Here is a 15,246-nt window from a genome sequence, read left to right as displayed (position 1 = left end):
GGCTTCCTCCTGTCGATCCTGCGGTAAATGCAATGAGCGTTCCTAACCCGTTGTACTCGTCCATCGTCGTGACTCCGCGTCTACACCTGCTGACGCGTTTGGAAGGCGAAGTAGGACAGGATGGCGGGGATCTTCGGGCATACAGCTTAGTAGCGAGACATCGCCGAGCGCGGACTTGGCGGGTGGTCTTTCTACTGCGGCCTGTGGTAACGACGCCGGGCTTAACCTAATCAATAAGCCCCTACGATTCGTGTGAAATTTGAGCGGATGCACTCTATTCGCACTCAACGAATTAGCTCACCAATTGGCGCACGATAAATCTCCGTCAGAAGTCCATCGCGTAATTGACGGATCAGCCGCGGTTCATACTGCGCGATTTCCTCGAGCGCAATCTCCAAAATCTCTGATGCCTCAGAATCACGAATCGCTGCAAGGATGCTCGTAACGCTGCCGGTACCGGGGTTGCCATGCCTATGAATGTGGCGAAGGACTGAATCTGCGGTCGCGAGAACTTCAGCCGTCTTGCCGGACGTGCCGGCCAACAGCAGGGTGTCACGGTACCGATCCCAGTGATTTTCGGGCGACGCTGAGGCGCGTTTCAGTCCGGCTACCGCGATAGCGCGAACATCACCGAGTCCCATCGCATGCAGGGTAGCCCCTGCTTCCCGACCAGCGGTGCCAACTGAGGCTCGGATTTCTTCCGCAGTTTCCTGCGAAACGGGAGATCCCGCGAGTGCGTTGCGCAGAGCGTCCGCGATAGCTGTGCGGTTTCTGTCCGCGACGTCTGCGGCCCGAACTAACGCACGCGCGATGGACAGAGGATCTGATGGGCTCGGCAGACTCAAGATGCCGAGGCCGTGTACGAGTAGCTCGTCGTAGAACCTGGGGTGCGCTCGAGCCATGCCATCGTCTACAAGTTCGAGAGCAAGAGCCGGTCCGACGGGGCACACAAGCCCAAGTCGCTGAGATGCATTCTTATCGACCTGCTTAACCAGCTCCACCAGCGCGGCATGTTCGTGCGGCTGCGGCTCTGCAAAGCAGCTGCCAGCGGCGAACAGCCAGACGTTTCGCCAATGCGGACTAGCAGCAGCGGTCTGCAACCGTTCGGCCACCCGCTCATTGGTGCCGGTGACAATGTATCGAGCTGCCATAAGCTCCTGGAGCGAGCGAACGTCGAAGCCAAAGCCCTCTTCGTGATCCTCCCGCGGTGCAAGCAGTACCAAACGGTGCGTTGCAGCGGTAACTATCTGATCGAGAAGTCCACTATCCGCAGTAGAAGGTCTAAACCCTGCTTCTTGAAGCACTAGCCAGGCGGTTTCACGCAGTCTCGATAGAGAGATTGTGGCCGTTGCGCCTTCTGCCGATTCGCTCAAAACCTGCAGATCGAACCCCACTCGCTGGTGGAGAGTGAGAATATGCGGAGCGTGTTCTTGCAGTAAGCGAGCTGACCATAGAGGCTTACTGCGCTCCCGCTTGAATACGGTGTCGTAATATGTCCAGAATAGACTGTACCTGTCAGGAGTAAGCCGGCCTGCACCTTCTAAGATTATTGTTATAATTAATACTTGAAGCGGAGTTTGTATGAGATTGCGAAATACTTCCATTTCCGCGGCTTTGCGTAGCTCGGACTCAATGCGGTCTACCTTATCTTGATCGCCTCGTAGTCGAACCCGTGTAGCTTTAATCCCGTAGCTAACCGCCTGTGTTTTCTGTAGCCGTGAAAGATCAATTCGTTCAAATAAAAGAGGCGCAATATTTTCGACGTAGCCCATTGGCCGTGTAGTCAAAATAACCAATAAGTCCCAGTTGTCGGCATCAGCCTCGGCCACGAACTCGGTTATCTGCCTGATCAATCGCCGACGCACAGAAGGCTCGGTGACCTCATCTAACCCGTCGAGGACGAGAATGCAGGGCCATTGTCGCATCCAGGCGTCGAGTGCTGCGGGTGCCACGGAGCCCGCATTCGAGCGCCGCGAAATTTTGTGCGCTATCCATCTTAACAGGGTTGAATCTTGACCCAAGCCGTCTTCCTTTGCGTATTCTGCGAGATCAATACGCATGGGCCATCGCCGGTGTCTAGGAAGACCGCCATGCTTGAGATCAACCAGTGCCTCGGCCGTAGCTTTTACTGCAGCGCTATGTTCGGTTCCTAAGGCATTATCGCCGAACACAAATGCGGCTCGGTACGCCTGTATGACAAACTTAGATAATGTCGTTTTTCCGTTTCCCGGGGCGCCCGCCAAGACCAGATGTCGTGGTCCTTCATGCAATGACAGGGATGGCCTGAGAATGCGCTCCGCACGCTCCAATATATAGCCAAGCGCCGTACGTCTGGATCCGTCTGATGCGGGCGTTATCGGGAGATCAATAGCAATTTGCTCGATGGGTGTTCCTGTGCTGTCGCCTGCGCCTGCCTCGTCAAAATAGATCGAACGTTCTCCAACTAAAGCCGCCCTAGCGTGCTTTCGTAGCGCGGGCTCAAGCTCGTCTACGGGAAGTGTATCCGTAAATTCTGTTATGCGAGAGAACACATCTTGAGCAGTCAGTAGCGCTGTAAATGCCCGCCGAACAGCAGCATAGACATTGAGATAAGCTTCGATTTGGATCCTGTCCCATATGCGCCAGTCCCGAATGCGACTGAGTCTTGCGCGCCTTGCTTCTCGCTGTCGCCTCGTGCTCGGACTTATGTCTTTTGATGCGTCATCGAACGACTCGATAAAGTTTTCAATTTGTGCATCCACCAACGCGAGGCCGCCCGTGTCGGGAGTGGGGGTCAGTGGTACGTTGCTCACGAAAACGAGGTAGTTGGGTACTGGTTCTCGACCGGAATCAGGGTCTGCCCACTGCTCTAATTCGCTCCGAATTTGGGTCCACAGCCATTGAGCATTCTTGCCAGGAATGGAGTCTATGCTGGTTTTCTGCTTGACCTGGAAAACGGTGTATCCATCCCAGACTTCTGCCATTTCTTGCCCCTGGTCCGCCCAAGCGATGCGGCCACGACAGAACATGTCGCGTCCACCGTCTCGACCGACTCCTAGGGCTTGCACGTGCCGACCGCACGCGGCCACCGCTAACGCTGCCGCAAGCTCCTGAAATCCAGCAGGACCGAGTTGCTCCAACGGATACTGCACCGGACGATCCTCTCAGGTGCGACGGTGTGTTGTGTGCATTCCACGCGCGATGTCACGGCGTAGGAAAGGTGTGCAGCTGTGTTTGAGTTCCGAACGTATCCATATGAGACCTGCCGGAGCCAGGCGGTCAAGTGCAGGGACCTGGTGTACGACGTCGTTGTGTGATTCTTCGATGTCGTGACTGATGCGGTTAGTGGCGCGGGGTTGTCCTCCCGTTCTGCTGGTGTCGTGGTGGGCACACAGGATTTGCTGAATACGTCGATGCCGACGTAGCGCCGTGACTCGGCCCATTTCGTCGTGTTGTTCGGCCATCAGAGGGACGACGAGGCGGATCAGAGCGTCGCGGTGGGAAAGATTCCGACGACATCGTTGCGGCTGCGAATTTCTTTTGTCGATCCCGCCCCTGGCCACTGTAGTTCTCGCAGAAGGATTTTCATCCGGCCGATGCCCGGCGGGGTGCTCTCGGGTTCAGCTGAGGCAGTTCACGACACCGCGTCCAGACCCAATTCATCGCCCGGCGCCGTCAGATACCGCTGCACCGCGGGACCGACCAGCGCGACCACCTGTTCGGCACTCAGCGACGACAGCGGCGGCACTCGCATGACATACCGCAGCATCGCCGTGCCGACGAGGTTGGTCGCCGCGAGCATCGCACGCAACTGCACCTCCTCCCCGCCGCCCAGCGCCGCGGTCACCGCGGCCATCACGTAGCTCTGTAGGAATTCCCGAAACGCTTCGTGCGCATCGCTGTTCGACGTCGCCGACTGCACCATCGAGACCATGCTCGCGGCGGTATCGGGTGCCTCCCAGACGCTCAGGTAGGCCCGGACGATGCGGCACCCGAGGTCGCCGTCGGCCTCGGTCAGCTGTGCGGTGATGACGTTGGGGTCGAGCACCAGCTTGAGTGACTCGCGGAACAGTTCGGCTTTGGAGCCGAACAGGTAGAGCAGCATCGCCGGATCGACGCGCGCGTCGTCGGCGATCGCACGCAGCGTCGTCTTCTCGTAGCCGCCCCTGGCGAACTGGCGCTTGGCCGCGTGCAACACCGCGTCGCGGGACACCGGTTCGCCTTGACGTCTACCCCGCCGCTTCTCCTTCGCAGCACGTGAGGGCACCTGGCGACAGTATCATTTCAATGGCTATTGAAATAAGTATCGACCGGGCTTACGCTGCTGGCATGATTTCATTGGACGTTGAAAAAAGCCCCGGCGGCCACCCGCACGAGCGGCGTTCGACGACGGCGCGCACCGGCGGAGCGGTCACGCGCGCGGTCGTGATCGTGTTCGCGCTGACCGCCGCGATCACGGTCATCGCCATCGCCTTCGCGCTGCCGGCCGCCCGCAGCAAGCCCCACGACGTGCCGATCGGTACGGCGGGGCCGCAAGCCGAACAGGTCGCCGCGCTGGTTCGGCAGAACGCCCCCGGCGCGTTCCGCGTCACCCCCTACGCCGACGAGGCATCGTTGCGCGCGGCGATCCGCAACCGCGACGAATACGGCGGCCTCGCCTTCGGGGCCGCCGGCCCCGCCCTGCTCACCGCATCCGGCGCCAGCCCGACGGTGGCGCAACTGCTGACGCAGTTCGGCAACGGCATCGCACAGCGCGCCGGGATGCCGTTGCGCACCGAGGACCTGGCGCCACCGACCTCCGCTGACCCGCGCGGTGCAGGTCTGTCCGCATCCGTGCTGCCGATCACGCTCGCCGGCCTATTGCCCGCGATCGCGCTGGTGCTCCTGCTGCCGGCGCGGCCATGGCTGAGACTCGTTGCCCTGCTGTCATTTTCGGTGCTTGCCGCGGGGGTGATCGCCGTCGTGCTACGAAATGTGTTGGGCGCCATTGACCAGAACGTGGCGGCAGTGGCCGCGGGATTGCTGCTCGGATTGCTGGGATCCGGACTGGCCGTGCTGGCACTGGGTTCGCTGTTCGGGCGGGCCGGGTTGATCGTCGGGTCGTCGTTGGCGCTGCTGTTGGGCAACCCGCTGTCCGGGCTGACCAGCGCCCCGGAGATGTTGCCACGCGGATGGGGGACTTTCGGTCAGTATCTGCCCCAGGGCGCCACCGCCACCCTGTTGCGCTCCACCGCGTTCTTCGACGGCGCGGGTGCCGGCCGGGCGATCGCCGTGCTGACCTGTTGGGCCACCGGCGGAGCCATTCTGCTTGCCCTCGCTGCACTCAAAGCCCAAGCGCTGCACCGTAATTCCGACCAGGCGGAACCGGCTGCAGTCGACAGCCCGGTTGGCTGAACGCGCCGAGGATGGGGAGTCGCTGATGTCGTCCTTTGTTGTCATCGCACTTGATGTCGTGGTCGCGGCGTCGCAGGATCTGACACGTATCGGGTCGGCGGTCCAGTCCGCGGGTGCGGCGGCAGCGACATCGACGACGACGGTGGTGGCGGCCGCCGGCGACGAGGTGTCGGCGGTGATCGCGTCACTATTCGGCACGTTCGGTCGGCAATATCAGGTGCTCAGCGCGCAGGCCGCGGCATGGCACGAGCGGTTCGTATCGGCCCTGACGTCCGGCGCGGCCGCGTATGCCGCGGCTGAAGCCGCCAATGCGTCGCCGTTACAGGCGCTGGAAGAAGGCGTTCTCAAGGCAATCAATACCCCGACCGAATTGGCGTTGGGGCGTGCGTTGATCGGCAACGGTGCCGACGGCGCGGCCGGCACGGGTCAGGCCGGTGGGCCGGGCGGCTTATTGCTCGGCAACGGGGGCAACGGAGGCTCAGGCGCACCGGGTCAGGCCGGCGGGCCGGGTGGCGCGGCGGGGTTGCTGGGTAACGGCGGGGCCGGCGGGGCCGGTGGTGCCGCGGCGGCCTTCGGCGGGACCGGCGGTATCGGCGGTGTCGGCGGTCCCGGTGGGTTCCTGGGCGGATTCGGTGGGGCCGGCGGCGCCGGCGGTGCCGGCGGAGCGGCCGGCGTGGTGGGTGGCGCCGTGCTGGGTCCCGGCACCGGAGGCGCCGGCGGTGTGGGTGGCACCGCGCGGGCCCCGCTGTTCTGGGGCGGCGGTGTGGGCGGACCCGGCGGTGCGGGCGGGATGGGTCTCGCCGGTGACGCGGGTACCGCCGCCGCGGCCGCGGGAGCCGGGAGCACGGGCGGCACCGGGGGAGCCGGGGGACCCGGCGGGGCCTCGACGGGGCTGTTCAGTCTTGGTGGGAGTGGAGGTACCGGGGGGGCCGGCGGTACCGGCGGGACCGGTGGGGCCGGCTTCAGTGGTGTCGGCTACGGCGTCGATGGTGCCGTCGGTGGCACGGGCGGTACCGGCGGGACGGCGGGGTCTGGCGGGGCCGGGGGAACGTCGCCGCTCGGGTTCGGCGGCGCGGTTGGACATGCGGGAGTCGGTGGCACCGGAGGAACCGGCGGCTCCGGTGGGGCCGGTGATGCGGCGGTCACCGCCGGCGCGACCGGATTGACCGGCGGCGCGGGCGGACAGGGCGGCGCCGGCGGGTCATCGCCGGCCGGGGGTGTCAACGGCACCGGCGGTGTCGGCGGAAACGGCGGAACGGGCGGCCGCGGCGCCGACGGCGTCGCGATTGCGGGTGCCGATGGCCAGGCCGGCGGCGCCGGAGGCAGCGGCGGGAGGGCCGGTTCGGGTGGTGCTGCGGGCGAAGGCGCGGGCGCCTCGGGCACGGTGGGCCATGACGGTGTCGGCGGAACCGGAGGCGTCGGCGGCAACGGCGCGGCTGCGGAAGACAGCCCGAAGGCCGGATCCGCCGGGTTCGACGGTGGCACCGGGGGTGCCGGCGGTCAGGGTGGCAGCGCCGGGATCGGAGGCACCAACGGCGCTGGTGGCCGGGGCGGCAACGGCGGCGCCGGCGGGGTCGGCGCGGACGGCGCGAATGGCGTCGGGGCCGCAGGTCAGGCCGGTTTCGCGGGCGGTAAAGGCGGTGCTGCCGGGGCCGGCGGCGCCGCCGGGAGCGGGGTGGGCGCCGCGGGCGGCGCCGGCGATCACGGGTTGGGCGGCAGCGGCGGTGTCGGCGGTAACGGCGGGATCGGTGACACCGGGTCGTCACCCGGCGCGCCGGGCTTCTCCGGTGGAGCCGGCGGCGCGGGTGGACAGGGCGGCGGTGCGGGCGCGGGCGGCACCAGCGGTGACGGTGGCACCGGCGGTAACGGTGGCCTGGGCGGCCGCGGGGCAGACGGCACCGCGATCACGGGTGCCGCTGGACAAGCCGGCGGGACCGGTGGACGCGGGGGTGACGCCGGTCCGGGTGGTGCGCCGGGTAGCGGTGCGGGCCGGTCGGGCCTGACCGGTCATGTCGGTGTCGGCGGGGACGGCGGCACCGGCGGTAATGGCGGCACCGGTGATGCCGGGAAGACCGGCATGGCGGGCGGCGTCGGCGACGTGGGCTTTGCCGGCGGCGCCGGTGGTGCCGGCGGGCAGGGCGGGAGCGCGGGTGCCGGTGGCGTCAACGGCAATGGCGGGCTGGGCGGAAACGGCGGCACGGGCGGCGTCGGCGGTGCCGGCGGCGTCGGTGTGGGCACGGACGGCGGTGCCGGCGGCGTGGGCGGCGTGGGCGGCGCCGCGGGAGCAGGCGGGGCCGCCGGTGGAGGTGTCGGTGCGGTGGGTGCCGCGGGTAGCTACGGGGTGGGCGGTATCGGTGGCCTCGGTGGCCAGGGCGGCACCGGAGGCGTCGGTACCGCCGGCGGCGCGGGTGCCGATGGCGGCACCGGATTCAGCGGGGGTGCCGGTGGTGCCGGCGGCGTTGGCGGCAACTCGGGTGTCGGCGGCACCAACGGGTCTGGCGGCCTGGGTGGCAACGGCGGGCAGGGCGGCAGTGGTGGCACGGCCGGTTTCAATAGTGGTGGCCGAAGCGGAAACGGTGGAAACGGTGGGGTGGGCGGCAACGGCGGCGTGGGCGGCGCGGCCGGCAGTGGCGGCACCGTGGCGGGTAGGGCCGGCGGTGGCGGAGATGCCGGAGACGGCGGTGCCGGCGTCGTCGGGGCGATGGGGGGTTCCGACTTCTTCGACGGAAACGGCGGCCGCGGCGGGAACGGCGGGACCGGCGGCACCGGCGGGGCCCCGGGTGGGGTGGGCGCCTCCGGCGGCAGCGGCGGTAACGGCGGCTCCGGCGGTATCGGCGGCAACGCCGGTGACGCGTTCGGCATCAACGGCAGCGGCGGCACGGGTGGTCAGGGCGGCGCGGGCGCCGACGGTGCGGCGGGCGACGACGTCCTGGCCGGCGGCACCGGCGGTAACGGCGGACACGGCGGCGCCGGCGGAGGCACCGGATTTGGCGGTAACAACCACGGTGTCAACGGCGCCGGCGGCAAGGGGGGATCCGGAGGCCGCGGCGGCGACGGGGGCAACGGCATGGACGCACGGGTCAACGGCACCGCCGGCGGCAATGGTGGTGCCGGCGGTGGAGGCGGCAGCGCCGGCGGAGCGGGCGGCAACATCCTCGGCGTGCTGGCCGCGAACGGTGACGGCGGCGCGGGCGGTGCCGGTGGTCAGGGAGGTCTGGGCGCATCCAGCCTGACGCAGGCCGGTGACGGCGGTACCGGCGGCAACGGCGGCAGCGGCGGTGCGGCCGGTGCCAACGTCTCGGCGGCGCCGGGGACCGCGGGCCGGGGTGGCGCCGCGGGGGCAGGCGGCGACGGAGGTGCGGGAATCTCCGCCGCCGTCGACACCAGTACTGCCGGAGGCCACGGTGGTGACGGCGGCGCCGGCGGTACCGGCGGTGACTCGGGGGGCCCGACCGCCACCGGCGGCGCCGGCGGCCACGGCGGCAAGGGCGGCGACGGCGGCGCCGGCGGAACCGTCGCTGCCCCCCTGGACCCCGTCACTGCCGTCTCCGGCCAGGGCGGCAACGGCGGCCACGGTGGCAATGGCGGTACCGGCGGCGGCACGCCGAACGGCGGAGTCAACGGCGACGGAGGAGCCGGTGGACTCGGTGGTGACGCCGGCCCCGGCGGTGGTAGCGCGCCCATCTCCATCTCATCGGGGAGCACGGTCGTGAGCGGTGGCGGTGGCGGGGGCGGCGCGGGCGGCCACGGCGGTTCCGCCGGCACCGGTTCCGGCGCGGGCGGCACCGGCGGCAGCGGCGGGAGTGGGGGGAACGGCGGCGCCGGTGGCACCGTCATCCCCGCGGGTGATGCCGCCATCGGATTCGGCGGCGTCGGTGGTAGCGGCGGTGGCGGCGCCAACGCATCTGGCGCTGACGGCGGAATTGGCGGCGCCGGCGGTGGCGGCGGGGCGGGCGGGGCGTCGTCCGGACAGGCGGGCGTCGGCGGTGGCGGTGGTGGCGCTGGTGGGGCCGGCACGCCGAGCGCTACGGGTGGCAGCGGCGGGAGCGGCGGGAGCGGTGGCGCCGCGATCAGCTCGGGCGGAGCGTCGAAGGGCGGCCACGGCGGCGCGGGCGCGGCCACCACAGGCGGTGGCGGTGGCGGCGGCGGGGGCGCGTTCTCCGAACCCGGCAACGCGGTGGGCGGCGGTGACGGCGAGAGCGGTGCCATCACCGGCGCGGGCGCCGGCGGTGTCGGTGGCGTCCCGGGTGGCGGCAACGACGGGGGCTCCGGTGGCACCGTCACGCACGGCGGTGGCGGCGGGCTGAGCGGGGGCGGCGGCGTTGGCAATGGCAGCACCGGTCAGGACAGTTAGCGCAGAACGATTGCCCCGCAACGGTCCATCACGCACCGGCGCGAGACGCATCAATTCTGATTGATGTAATTTAAGTTAATGCATATCGGCCCGGACGTGGCCTCGCCGCCCGCGTTCTTGCGGCTGGCCGGCGAGCCGCTGCGCTGGCGACTGCTGTCCGAGCTGTCGCGCAGCGACCGGCGCGTGGGCGAGTTGACCGAGTTGGTCGGACAGCCCCAGAACGTGGTCTCCTACCACCTGGGCCGGCTGCGCACCGGTGGGCTGGTGTCGATGCGGCGCAGCTCCGCCGACGGCCGCGACAGCTATTACCGCATCGAATTAAGCCACTGCGCAAAGCTTCTCGCGGCGACGGGCGCGGCGCTGCACCCCGGGTTGGCGACAGACGCCCCGACGGTTCACGCAGGCGGGTCGACGCCGGTGCGCGTGTTGTTCGTGTGTACCGGCAACAGCAGCCGCTCGCAGATTGCGGAGGCGCTGCTGCAGCAGGCCGCCGGCCGGCGCGCGCGGGTGGCCAGTGCAGGGTCCAGACCAAAGCCCATCCACGCCAACACATTCCGTGTTTTGCGCGAGTACGGCATTGACGTGACCGGCCGGCGCAGCAAGCACCTCGACGAACTGCGCAGACGGCGGTTCGACTACGTCATCACCGTGTGCGACAAAGTTCGCGAGATCTGTCCCGAGTTTCCCGGAGGGCAGGCCATCCACTGGAGCATCCCGGACCCGGCTACTGCCGGGGCCGGACGGGCCGGCTATCCGGCCTTCCGCGCGGTGACGGCCGACCTGCACAGCCGCATCCGCTACTTCGCGCAAGCCATCAAACCGACCCGGAAAACCGTAGGGGGAGAAACATTGTGACCGATCTCGACGACAGTGTGGTCAGCGTCCGTTATCTCGTCGACGACGTGGCGGCCGCGATCGATTTCTACACCACCCACCTCGGCTTCAGCGTGCGTAGCGCGCATCTGCCGGCATTCGCCGACGTCACCCGCGGCAACCTGCGCCTGCTGTTGGCGGGTCCTGCCAGCTCGGCTGGCCGGCCCATGCCCGACGGGACGAAACCCGGTCCCGGCGGCTGGAACCGCATCCACCTGATCGTTTCTGACGTGGACGCAGAGGCGGCGCGGCTGCGCGCCGCGGGGGTCAGGTTCCGCAGCGACGTCATCAGCGGGCCCGGGGGGCGCCAGATCGTGCTCGACGACCCGGCCGGCAACCCGGTCGAACTGTTCACCCCCGCCGGGCCGAGATGAGCAGCGGCACCCGGCGGGATTTCCTGAGGTGGAGCGGCGCCGCCGCCGCGCTCGCCGCCGGTGTGGCCGGCTCGACGGCGGGCTGCTCGCGGCCCGGGCCCCCGTCCCCGCCAGGCGGCAAGCCGGACTACACCCTCCGGATCGGCACCGGCACCGTTGAGCTGGCCCCCGGCCACATCGTGCCCACCCTGCTGTACAACGGCCAGTTCCCCGGACCGCTGGTCCGGCTGAAAGAGGGCCAGCAAACCTCGATCGACATCTACAACGACACCGGCACCCCCGAGCAACTGCACTGGCACGGCCAGCACGTGGGTGTCGATGTCGACGGCGCCGCCGAGGAGGGGACGCCGGACATTCCCGCACACGGCATGCGGCGCATTTCCTTCGTCCCCGGCCCGGCCGGCTATCGCTTCTATCACACGCACGTGGTGCCACGCGACGATCTCTCGCGGGGGCAGTACAGCGGGCTGGTGGGCCCCGTCTACATCGAACCCAAACAGAATCCGGGCCGCTACGACCAGGAAATCTTCTTGACGCTCAAAGAGTTTGAGCCCGCCTTCAGCCGCGGGGGAGACATGGCCAGCGATTTTCTGGCCGGTGACGAAGACCCCGACCTCAAGCAAAAAGGCGAGTCCGCGATGAACGCGTCGCTGAACCGGGGTGATCCGCACGGGTTCGAAGTCGGTTACGGCGCATTCGCCGTCAACGGACGCATGCTCGGCCACGGTGACCCGATCCGGGTACAGACCGGGCAGCGAGTGTTGCTGCATGTGCTCAACGGCAGCGCCACCGAGACCCGCAGCCTGGCCCTGCCCGGGCACGCCTTCGAGGTCATTGCCCTGGACGGCAACCCGGTGCCCAACCCCGCGACGGTGCCGGTGCTGTGGCTCGGTGCCGCCGAGCGGATCTCGGCGGTCGTCACGATGACCAATCCCGGAGTGTGGGTGCTCGGGGACCTGTCCGACGACGACCGCGGCCACGGGATGGGCATCGTCGTGGAATACGCCGGGCAGAACGGCGATCCGCGATGGGTGCCGCCTCCCGCGTTCACCTGGGACTACCGCCTGTTCGCCCCACCCGGCGCGGCGCCGGGCACCCCGCCGGATCACACCATCGATCTGCTGATCGAGAAACGCAACGCCGCCGACAAGGGGTTCAACGTCTGGACGTTCAACGGCACACCGTTTTCCATGGACGGACCGATGTTCGGCCTGACGCTGAACAAGCGGTACCGACTTCGCTTCCGCAACGCCACCGACGACATGCACCCGGTGGATTCATACGGTCAGTGCAACATCCGTGGATTTAGGGGTTGCGATGCCGAGTGGATATCCGCATTCGAAGTGGGTGCGTCGGGAGTTCTTTGATCGGGTGTGCGGCGGTGTGCCGGTGCACCGTGCCGCCAAGGCGATGGGCGTGTCGACAACGCGTGCGTGGATTTGGTGGCGTGATGCTGGGGCGATGCAGCTCGTCAATGGCGGTAGGAATGCTTGCGGTTTAGCAAACCCAGGTGATTGGTCAAGGCGGCCGGGAGGTCCGGGTCGCAGGATCTGCGGCGAGGAACGCATCGAGATCATGCGGTTGCGTGATGCAGGGCTCTGCGCTGCTCAGATCGGACAGCGTCTGGGGCGCCATCGCTCTACGATCGGTCGTGAGTTCGAGCGGAACAGCTTGCCTGATGGGGATTATCACGCGTTGATGGCGCATGCTCGAGCTGCTGAACGAGCGCGCCGGCCCAAGGGATTCAAACTGGTTGATCATCCACTGTGCGCGGCCATCGAGGCTTGGATGGAGCAAGGTTGGAGCCCCAAGCTCATCGCTGAGGTGTTGGCTCGTGATCATCCTGGTGACAAGCTGGCCAGGGTGAGCCACGAGACCATCTACCAATGCTTGTATGTGCAGACCCGTGGCAGTTTGCGCGCTGACCTCAACAAATGCCTGTCCACCAAACGAGCCAGCCGCAAACCGCGCGGTCGCAACACCAGCCGTGGGGTCTACAGCAGCGGTGAGGAATTCACCATCAGCGACCGCCCTGCCGAGGTCGCCGACCGTGCGGTGCCTGGTCATTGGGAAGGCGACCTGATTGTGGGGCCCAACAACAGCGCTATCGGAACCCTCGTCGAGCGCAGCACCCGATTCACTATCTTGCTGCACCTGCTTGGCGATCGCAGCGCCGAAACCGTCGCCACCGCAATGATCGAGGCGATGAAAGAATTGCCCGAGCATCTGCGGCGCTCGATCACCTGGGACCGAGGCAGCGAAATGGCCAACTGGCGCGACATTCAGCTACAGCTGGGGACCCCGGTCTATTTCTGTAACCCCCACTCACCCTGGCAGCGCGGCAGCAACGAAAACACCAACCGCCTCCTACGGTTTTGGTTCCAAAAAGGCAGCGACCTCAGCGGCTACACCAAAGCTGACCTCAAACACATCCAAGACACCCTCAATCGCCGACCCCGCCCCACCCTCAACCTCGACACCCCCGCCCAGCGCCTTTACGTCCTACTCCACCAAGCCGCCTAGGCCATGTTGCACTGACCACTTGACAATGAGCCCCATGCATCTGCATCGGCACACCTTCGAGATCACCCGCTTCGCCGGAACACCCACCGGTGGCGTACGCAAGGACGTCGCCATGCTGGGCGGTTATCAGACGATGGAGGTCGACTTCGTCGCCGATCAACCCGGCCTGTCACTGCTGCACTGCCATCAGCAGATTCACATGGACTACGGCCTGATGGCGCTGCTGAACACCAAATGAACGGAGGTCGCGTGGTGGGACCCGAGCGGGCGCTGTTCGTTTTCGAGGACGTCGAAGTAGAGCGCGACGGCGTGCGAGCCCTGGACGGCTTCGATGCCACGGTGCCCGAGGGTGGGGTGACGGCAGTGTTCGGTCCCTCCGGATCGGGCAAGTCGACGATGCTGCGGCTGTGCAACCGACTGGAGGTGCCCACCGGTGGCCGGGTTCTGTTCCGGGGAGCCGACATCGCCGATCTGGATCCGTTGCGGCTGCGCCGCGAGGTCGGCATGTGTTTTCAGCGCCCGACCCCGTTTCCCGGGACCGTGGCCGACAACCTGCACGTTGCCGAACCCGAGGCAACTGAGGCGCAGATGGAACAAGTGCTGGCCCGGGTTGCGCTGACGGGCTCATGGCTGGACCGCGACGCGACCGCGCTCTCCGGAGGGGAGGCGCAACGAATGTGCTTGGCCCGCGCGTTGATTGCGCGACCTGACGTGTTGCTGCTCGATGAGCCCACATCATCGGAGGACGCCGTGGCCGCGCGGGTAATCGAGGAGGCGGTACGGGAACTGGCCGACGCGGGGCTGTCGGCGCTGTGGGTCAGCCACAACGCCGAACAGGTGGCCCGCATCGCCGACCGCGTGCTGCGCATCGAGGATGGACGCTGCCTCGGAATCACACCGGTCCCCGCGGATCCCGGGGAGGTGGCGCGATGAACGGGCCGGTGTCCTGGGTCGGGTTGGCCATGTCGCTGGCGCTTGTCGCCTTCGCCGCCGGGATCTCGCTCTGGCAGCGGCTCGGCCTGGAGCGGCAGGTGCTCTGGGCCGCGACCCGGGCCCTGATCCAATTGCTGATCGTCGGGGTGGCCCTGGCCTGGCTGTTGCAGCCCGGCCGCTCGCTGTGGTGGTCCTGGGCCTGGACCGCGGGCATGGTTCTCTACGCCGGCGACGTCGCGCGCCGACGCGTCCCCGAGGTGCCCCGCCTTGGCAGGCTGGCCGTCATCGCGTTCGCCGCCGCCGCGGTGGTCACGCTGGGAGTGGTGTTCGGACTGCGGGTCTTCCCCCTGCAGAGCCGCACCCTGGTGCCGATCGTCGGCATGATGATCGGCAACTCCATGACCGCCGTGGTGCTGGTGGCCCGTCGGCTGGTCGATGAGCTGCGCGACAAACGGGACGAGGTCGAAGCCAGGCTCGCTCTGGGCCAGCCGTCGCGCCAGGCCGCCACCCCCTACGTCCGAACCGCCCTGCGCTCGGCGCTCACGCCGCAGATCGAGTCGACCAAGGCCACCGGGCTGGTCTTTCTGCCCGGCGCGATGACCGGTCTCATTCTGGCCGGCGTGCCACCCCTGCAAGCCGTGCTGGTACAGGCAGTGGTCATGTTTCTCGTCCTCGGATCGACCGCGACCACCACCGTCGTCATCGCCCTGGGTCTGCTGCGCCAGATCTTCACGTCCGACCATCGGTTGCGGCCGCTGCCCCGACTCCCGGAGGTCACCCCGTCGCGCCGGCGCAACAATCGGTCCGCAGCCTGAT

Annotated in this window: 10 protein-coding genes and 2 pseudogenes; 9 read left to right on the top strand and 3 right to left on the bottom strand. The window is 67.7% G+C overall.

The genetic code is table 11. The features are described 5' to 3' along the window. Positions 1-284: 284 nt before the first annotated feature. From C0J29_RS26500 to C0J29_RS26490, 3 genes and pseudogenes are all read right to left on the bottom strand, one after another. Positions 285-2,963 (bottom strand): NACHT domain-containing protein, encoded by a 2,679-nt coding sequence (locus C0J29_RS26500; RefSeq protein WP_162951554.1) that lies wholly within the window; start codon positions 2,961-2,963, stop codon positions 285-287. Positions 2,964-3,316: 353 nt separating this feature from the next. Then, positions 3,317-3,520: pseudogene (locus C0J29_RS26495) on the bottom strand (transposase); the annotation flags it as partial. A 93-nt stretch (positions 3,521-3,613) separates the two neighbouring features. Then, positions 3,614-4,246, bottom strand: a complete 633-nt coding sequence (locus C0J29_RS26490) for a TetR/AcrR family transcriptional regulator (RefSeq protein WP_120794043.1) — start codon at positions 4,244-4,246, stop codon at positions 3,614-3,616. 62 nt (positions 4,247-4,308) lie between these two features. On the opposite strand from C0J29_RS26490, the gene C0J29_RS26485 reads away from it, so the two are divergent. The 9 genes and pseudogenes from C0J29_RS26485 to C0J29_RS26445 all read left to right on the top strand — a co-directional run bounded on the left by C0J29_RS26485 (position 4,309) and on the right by C0J29_RS26445 (position 15,245). Then, on the top strand, positions 4,309-5,373 hold the full coding sequence (locus C0J29_RS26485) for an ABC transporter permease (RefSeq protein ID WP_242460556.1): 1,065 nt from the start codon (positions 4,309-4,311) through the stop codon (positions 5,371-5,373). A 25-nt stretch (positions 5,374-5,398) separates the two neighbouring features. Further along, positions 5,399-9,727, top strand: coding sequence for a PE family protein (locus C0J29_RS34540; RefSeq protein ID WP_120794985.1), 4,329 nt, complete (start codon positions 5,399-5,401; stop codon positions 9,725-9,727). A 78-nt stretch (positions 9,728-9,805) separates the two neighbouring features. Then, complete coding sequence (locus tag C0J29_RS26475) at positions 9,806-10,582, top strand: arsenate reductase/protein-tyrosine-phosphatase family protein (protein WP_120794042.1); 777 nt, start codon at positions 9,806-9,808, stop codon at positions 10,580-10,582. Then, a complete protein-coding gene (locus tag C0J29_RS26470) occupies positions 10,579-10,974 on the top strand; it encodes a VOC family protein (RefSeq protein WP_065045295.1) in 396 nt (131 codons plus the stop codon). The genes C0J29_RS26475 and C0J29_RS26470 overlap by 4 nt, the downstream gene beginning before the upstream one ends. Continuing rightward, positions 10,971-12,341, top strand: coding sequence for a multicopper oxidase domain-containing protein (locus tag C0J29_RS26465; protein WP_120794041.1), 1,371 nt, complete (start codon positions 10,971-10,973; stop codon positions 12,339-12,341). The genes C0J29_RS26470 and C0J29_RS26465 overlap by 4 nt, the downstream gene beginning before the upstream one ends. After that, positions 12,292-13,497, top strand: coding sequence for an IS30 family transposase (locus C0J29_RS26460; RefSeq protein WP_065048717.1), 1,206 nt, complete (start codon positions 12,292-12,294; stop codon positions 13,495-13,497). Before C0J29_RS26465 ends, C0J29_RS26460 begins: the two co-directional genes overlap by 50 nt. A 25-nt stretch (positions 13,498-13,522) precedes the next feature. Beyond that, positions 13,523-13,735: pseudogene (locus tag C0J29_RS26455) on the top strand (multicopper oxidase domain-containing protein); the annotation flags it as partial. Further along, positions 13,732-14,430, top strand: coding sequence for an ABC transporter ATP-binding protein (locus C0J29_RS26450; protein WP_120794040.1), 699 nt, complete (start codon positions 13,732-13,734; stop codon positions 14,428-14,430). The pseudogene C0J29_RS26455 and the gene C0J29_RS26450, both read left to right, overlap by 4 nt. After that, positions 14,427-15,245 carry an ABC transporter permease gene (locus C0J29_RS26445; protein ID WP_120794039.1) on the top strand — a complete coding sequence of 273 codons (819 nt, stop codon included), beginning with the start codon at positions 14,427-14,429 and terminating at the stop codon, positions 15,243-15,245. Before C0J29_RS26450 ends, C0J29_RS26445 begins: the two co-directional genes overlap by 4 nt. Position 15,246: the final 1 nt, after the last annotated feature.

The sequence above is a fragment of the Mycobacterium paragordonae genome (assembly GCF_003614435.1).
GTDB lineage: Bacteria > Actinomycetota > Actinomycetes > Mycobacteriales > Mycobacteriaceae > Mycobacterium > Mycobacterium paragordonae.
Note: the sequence above shows the minus strand (reverse complement) of the source record. Positions and strands in the feature narration are given on the sequence as shown.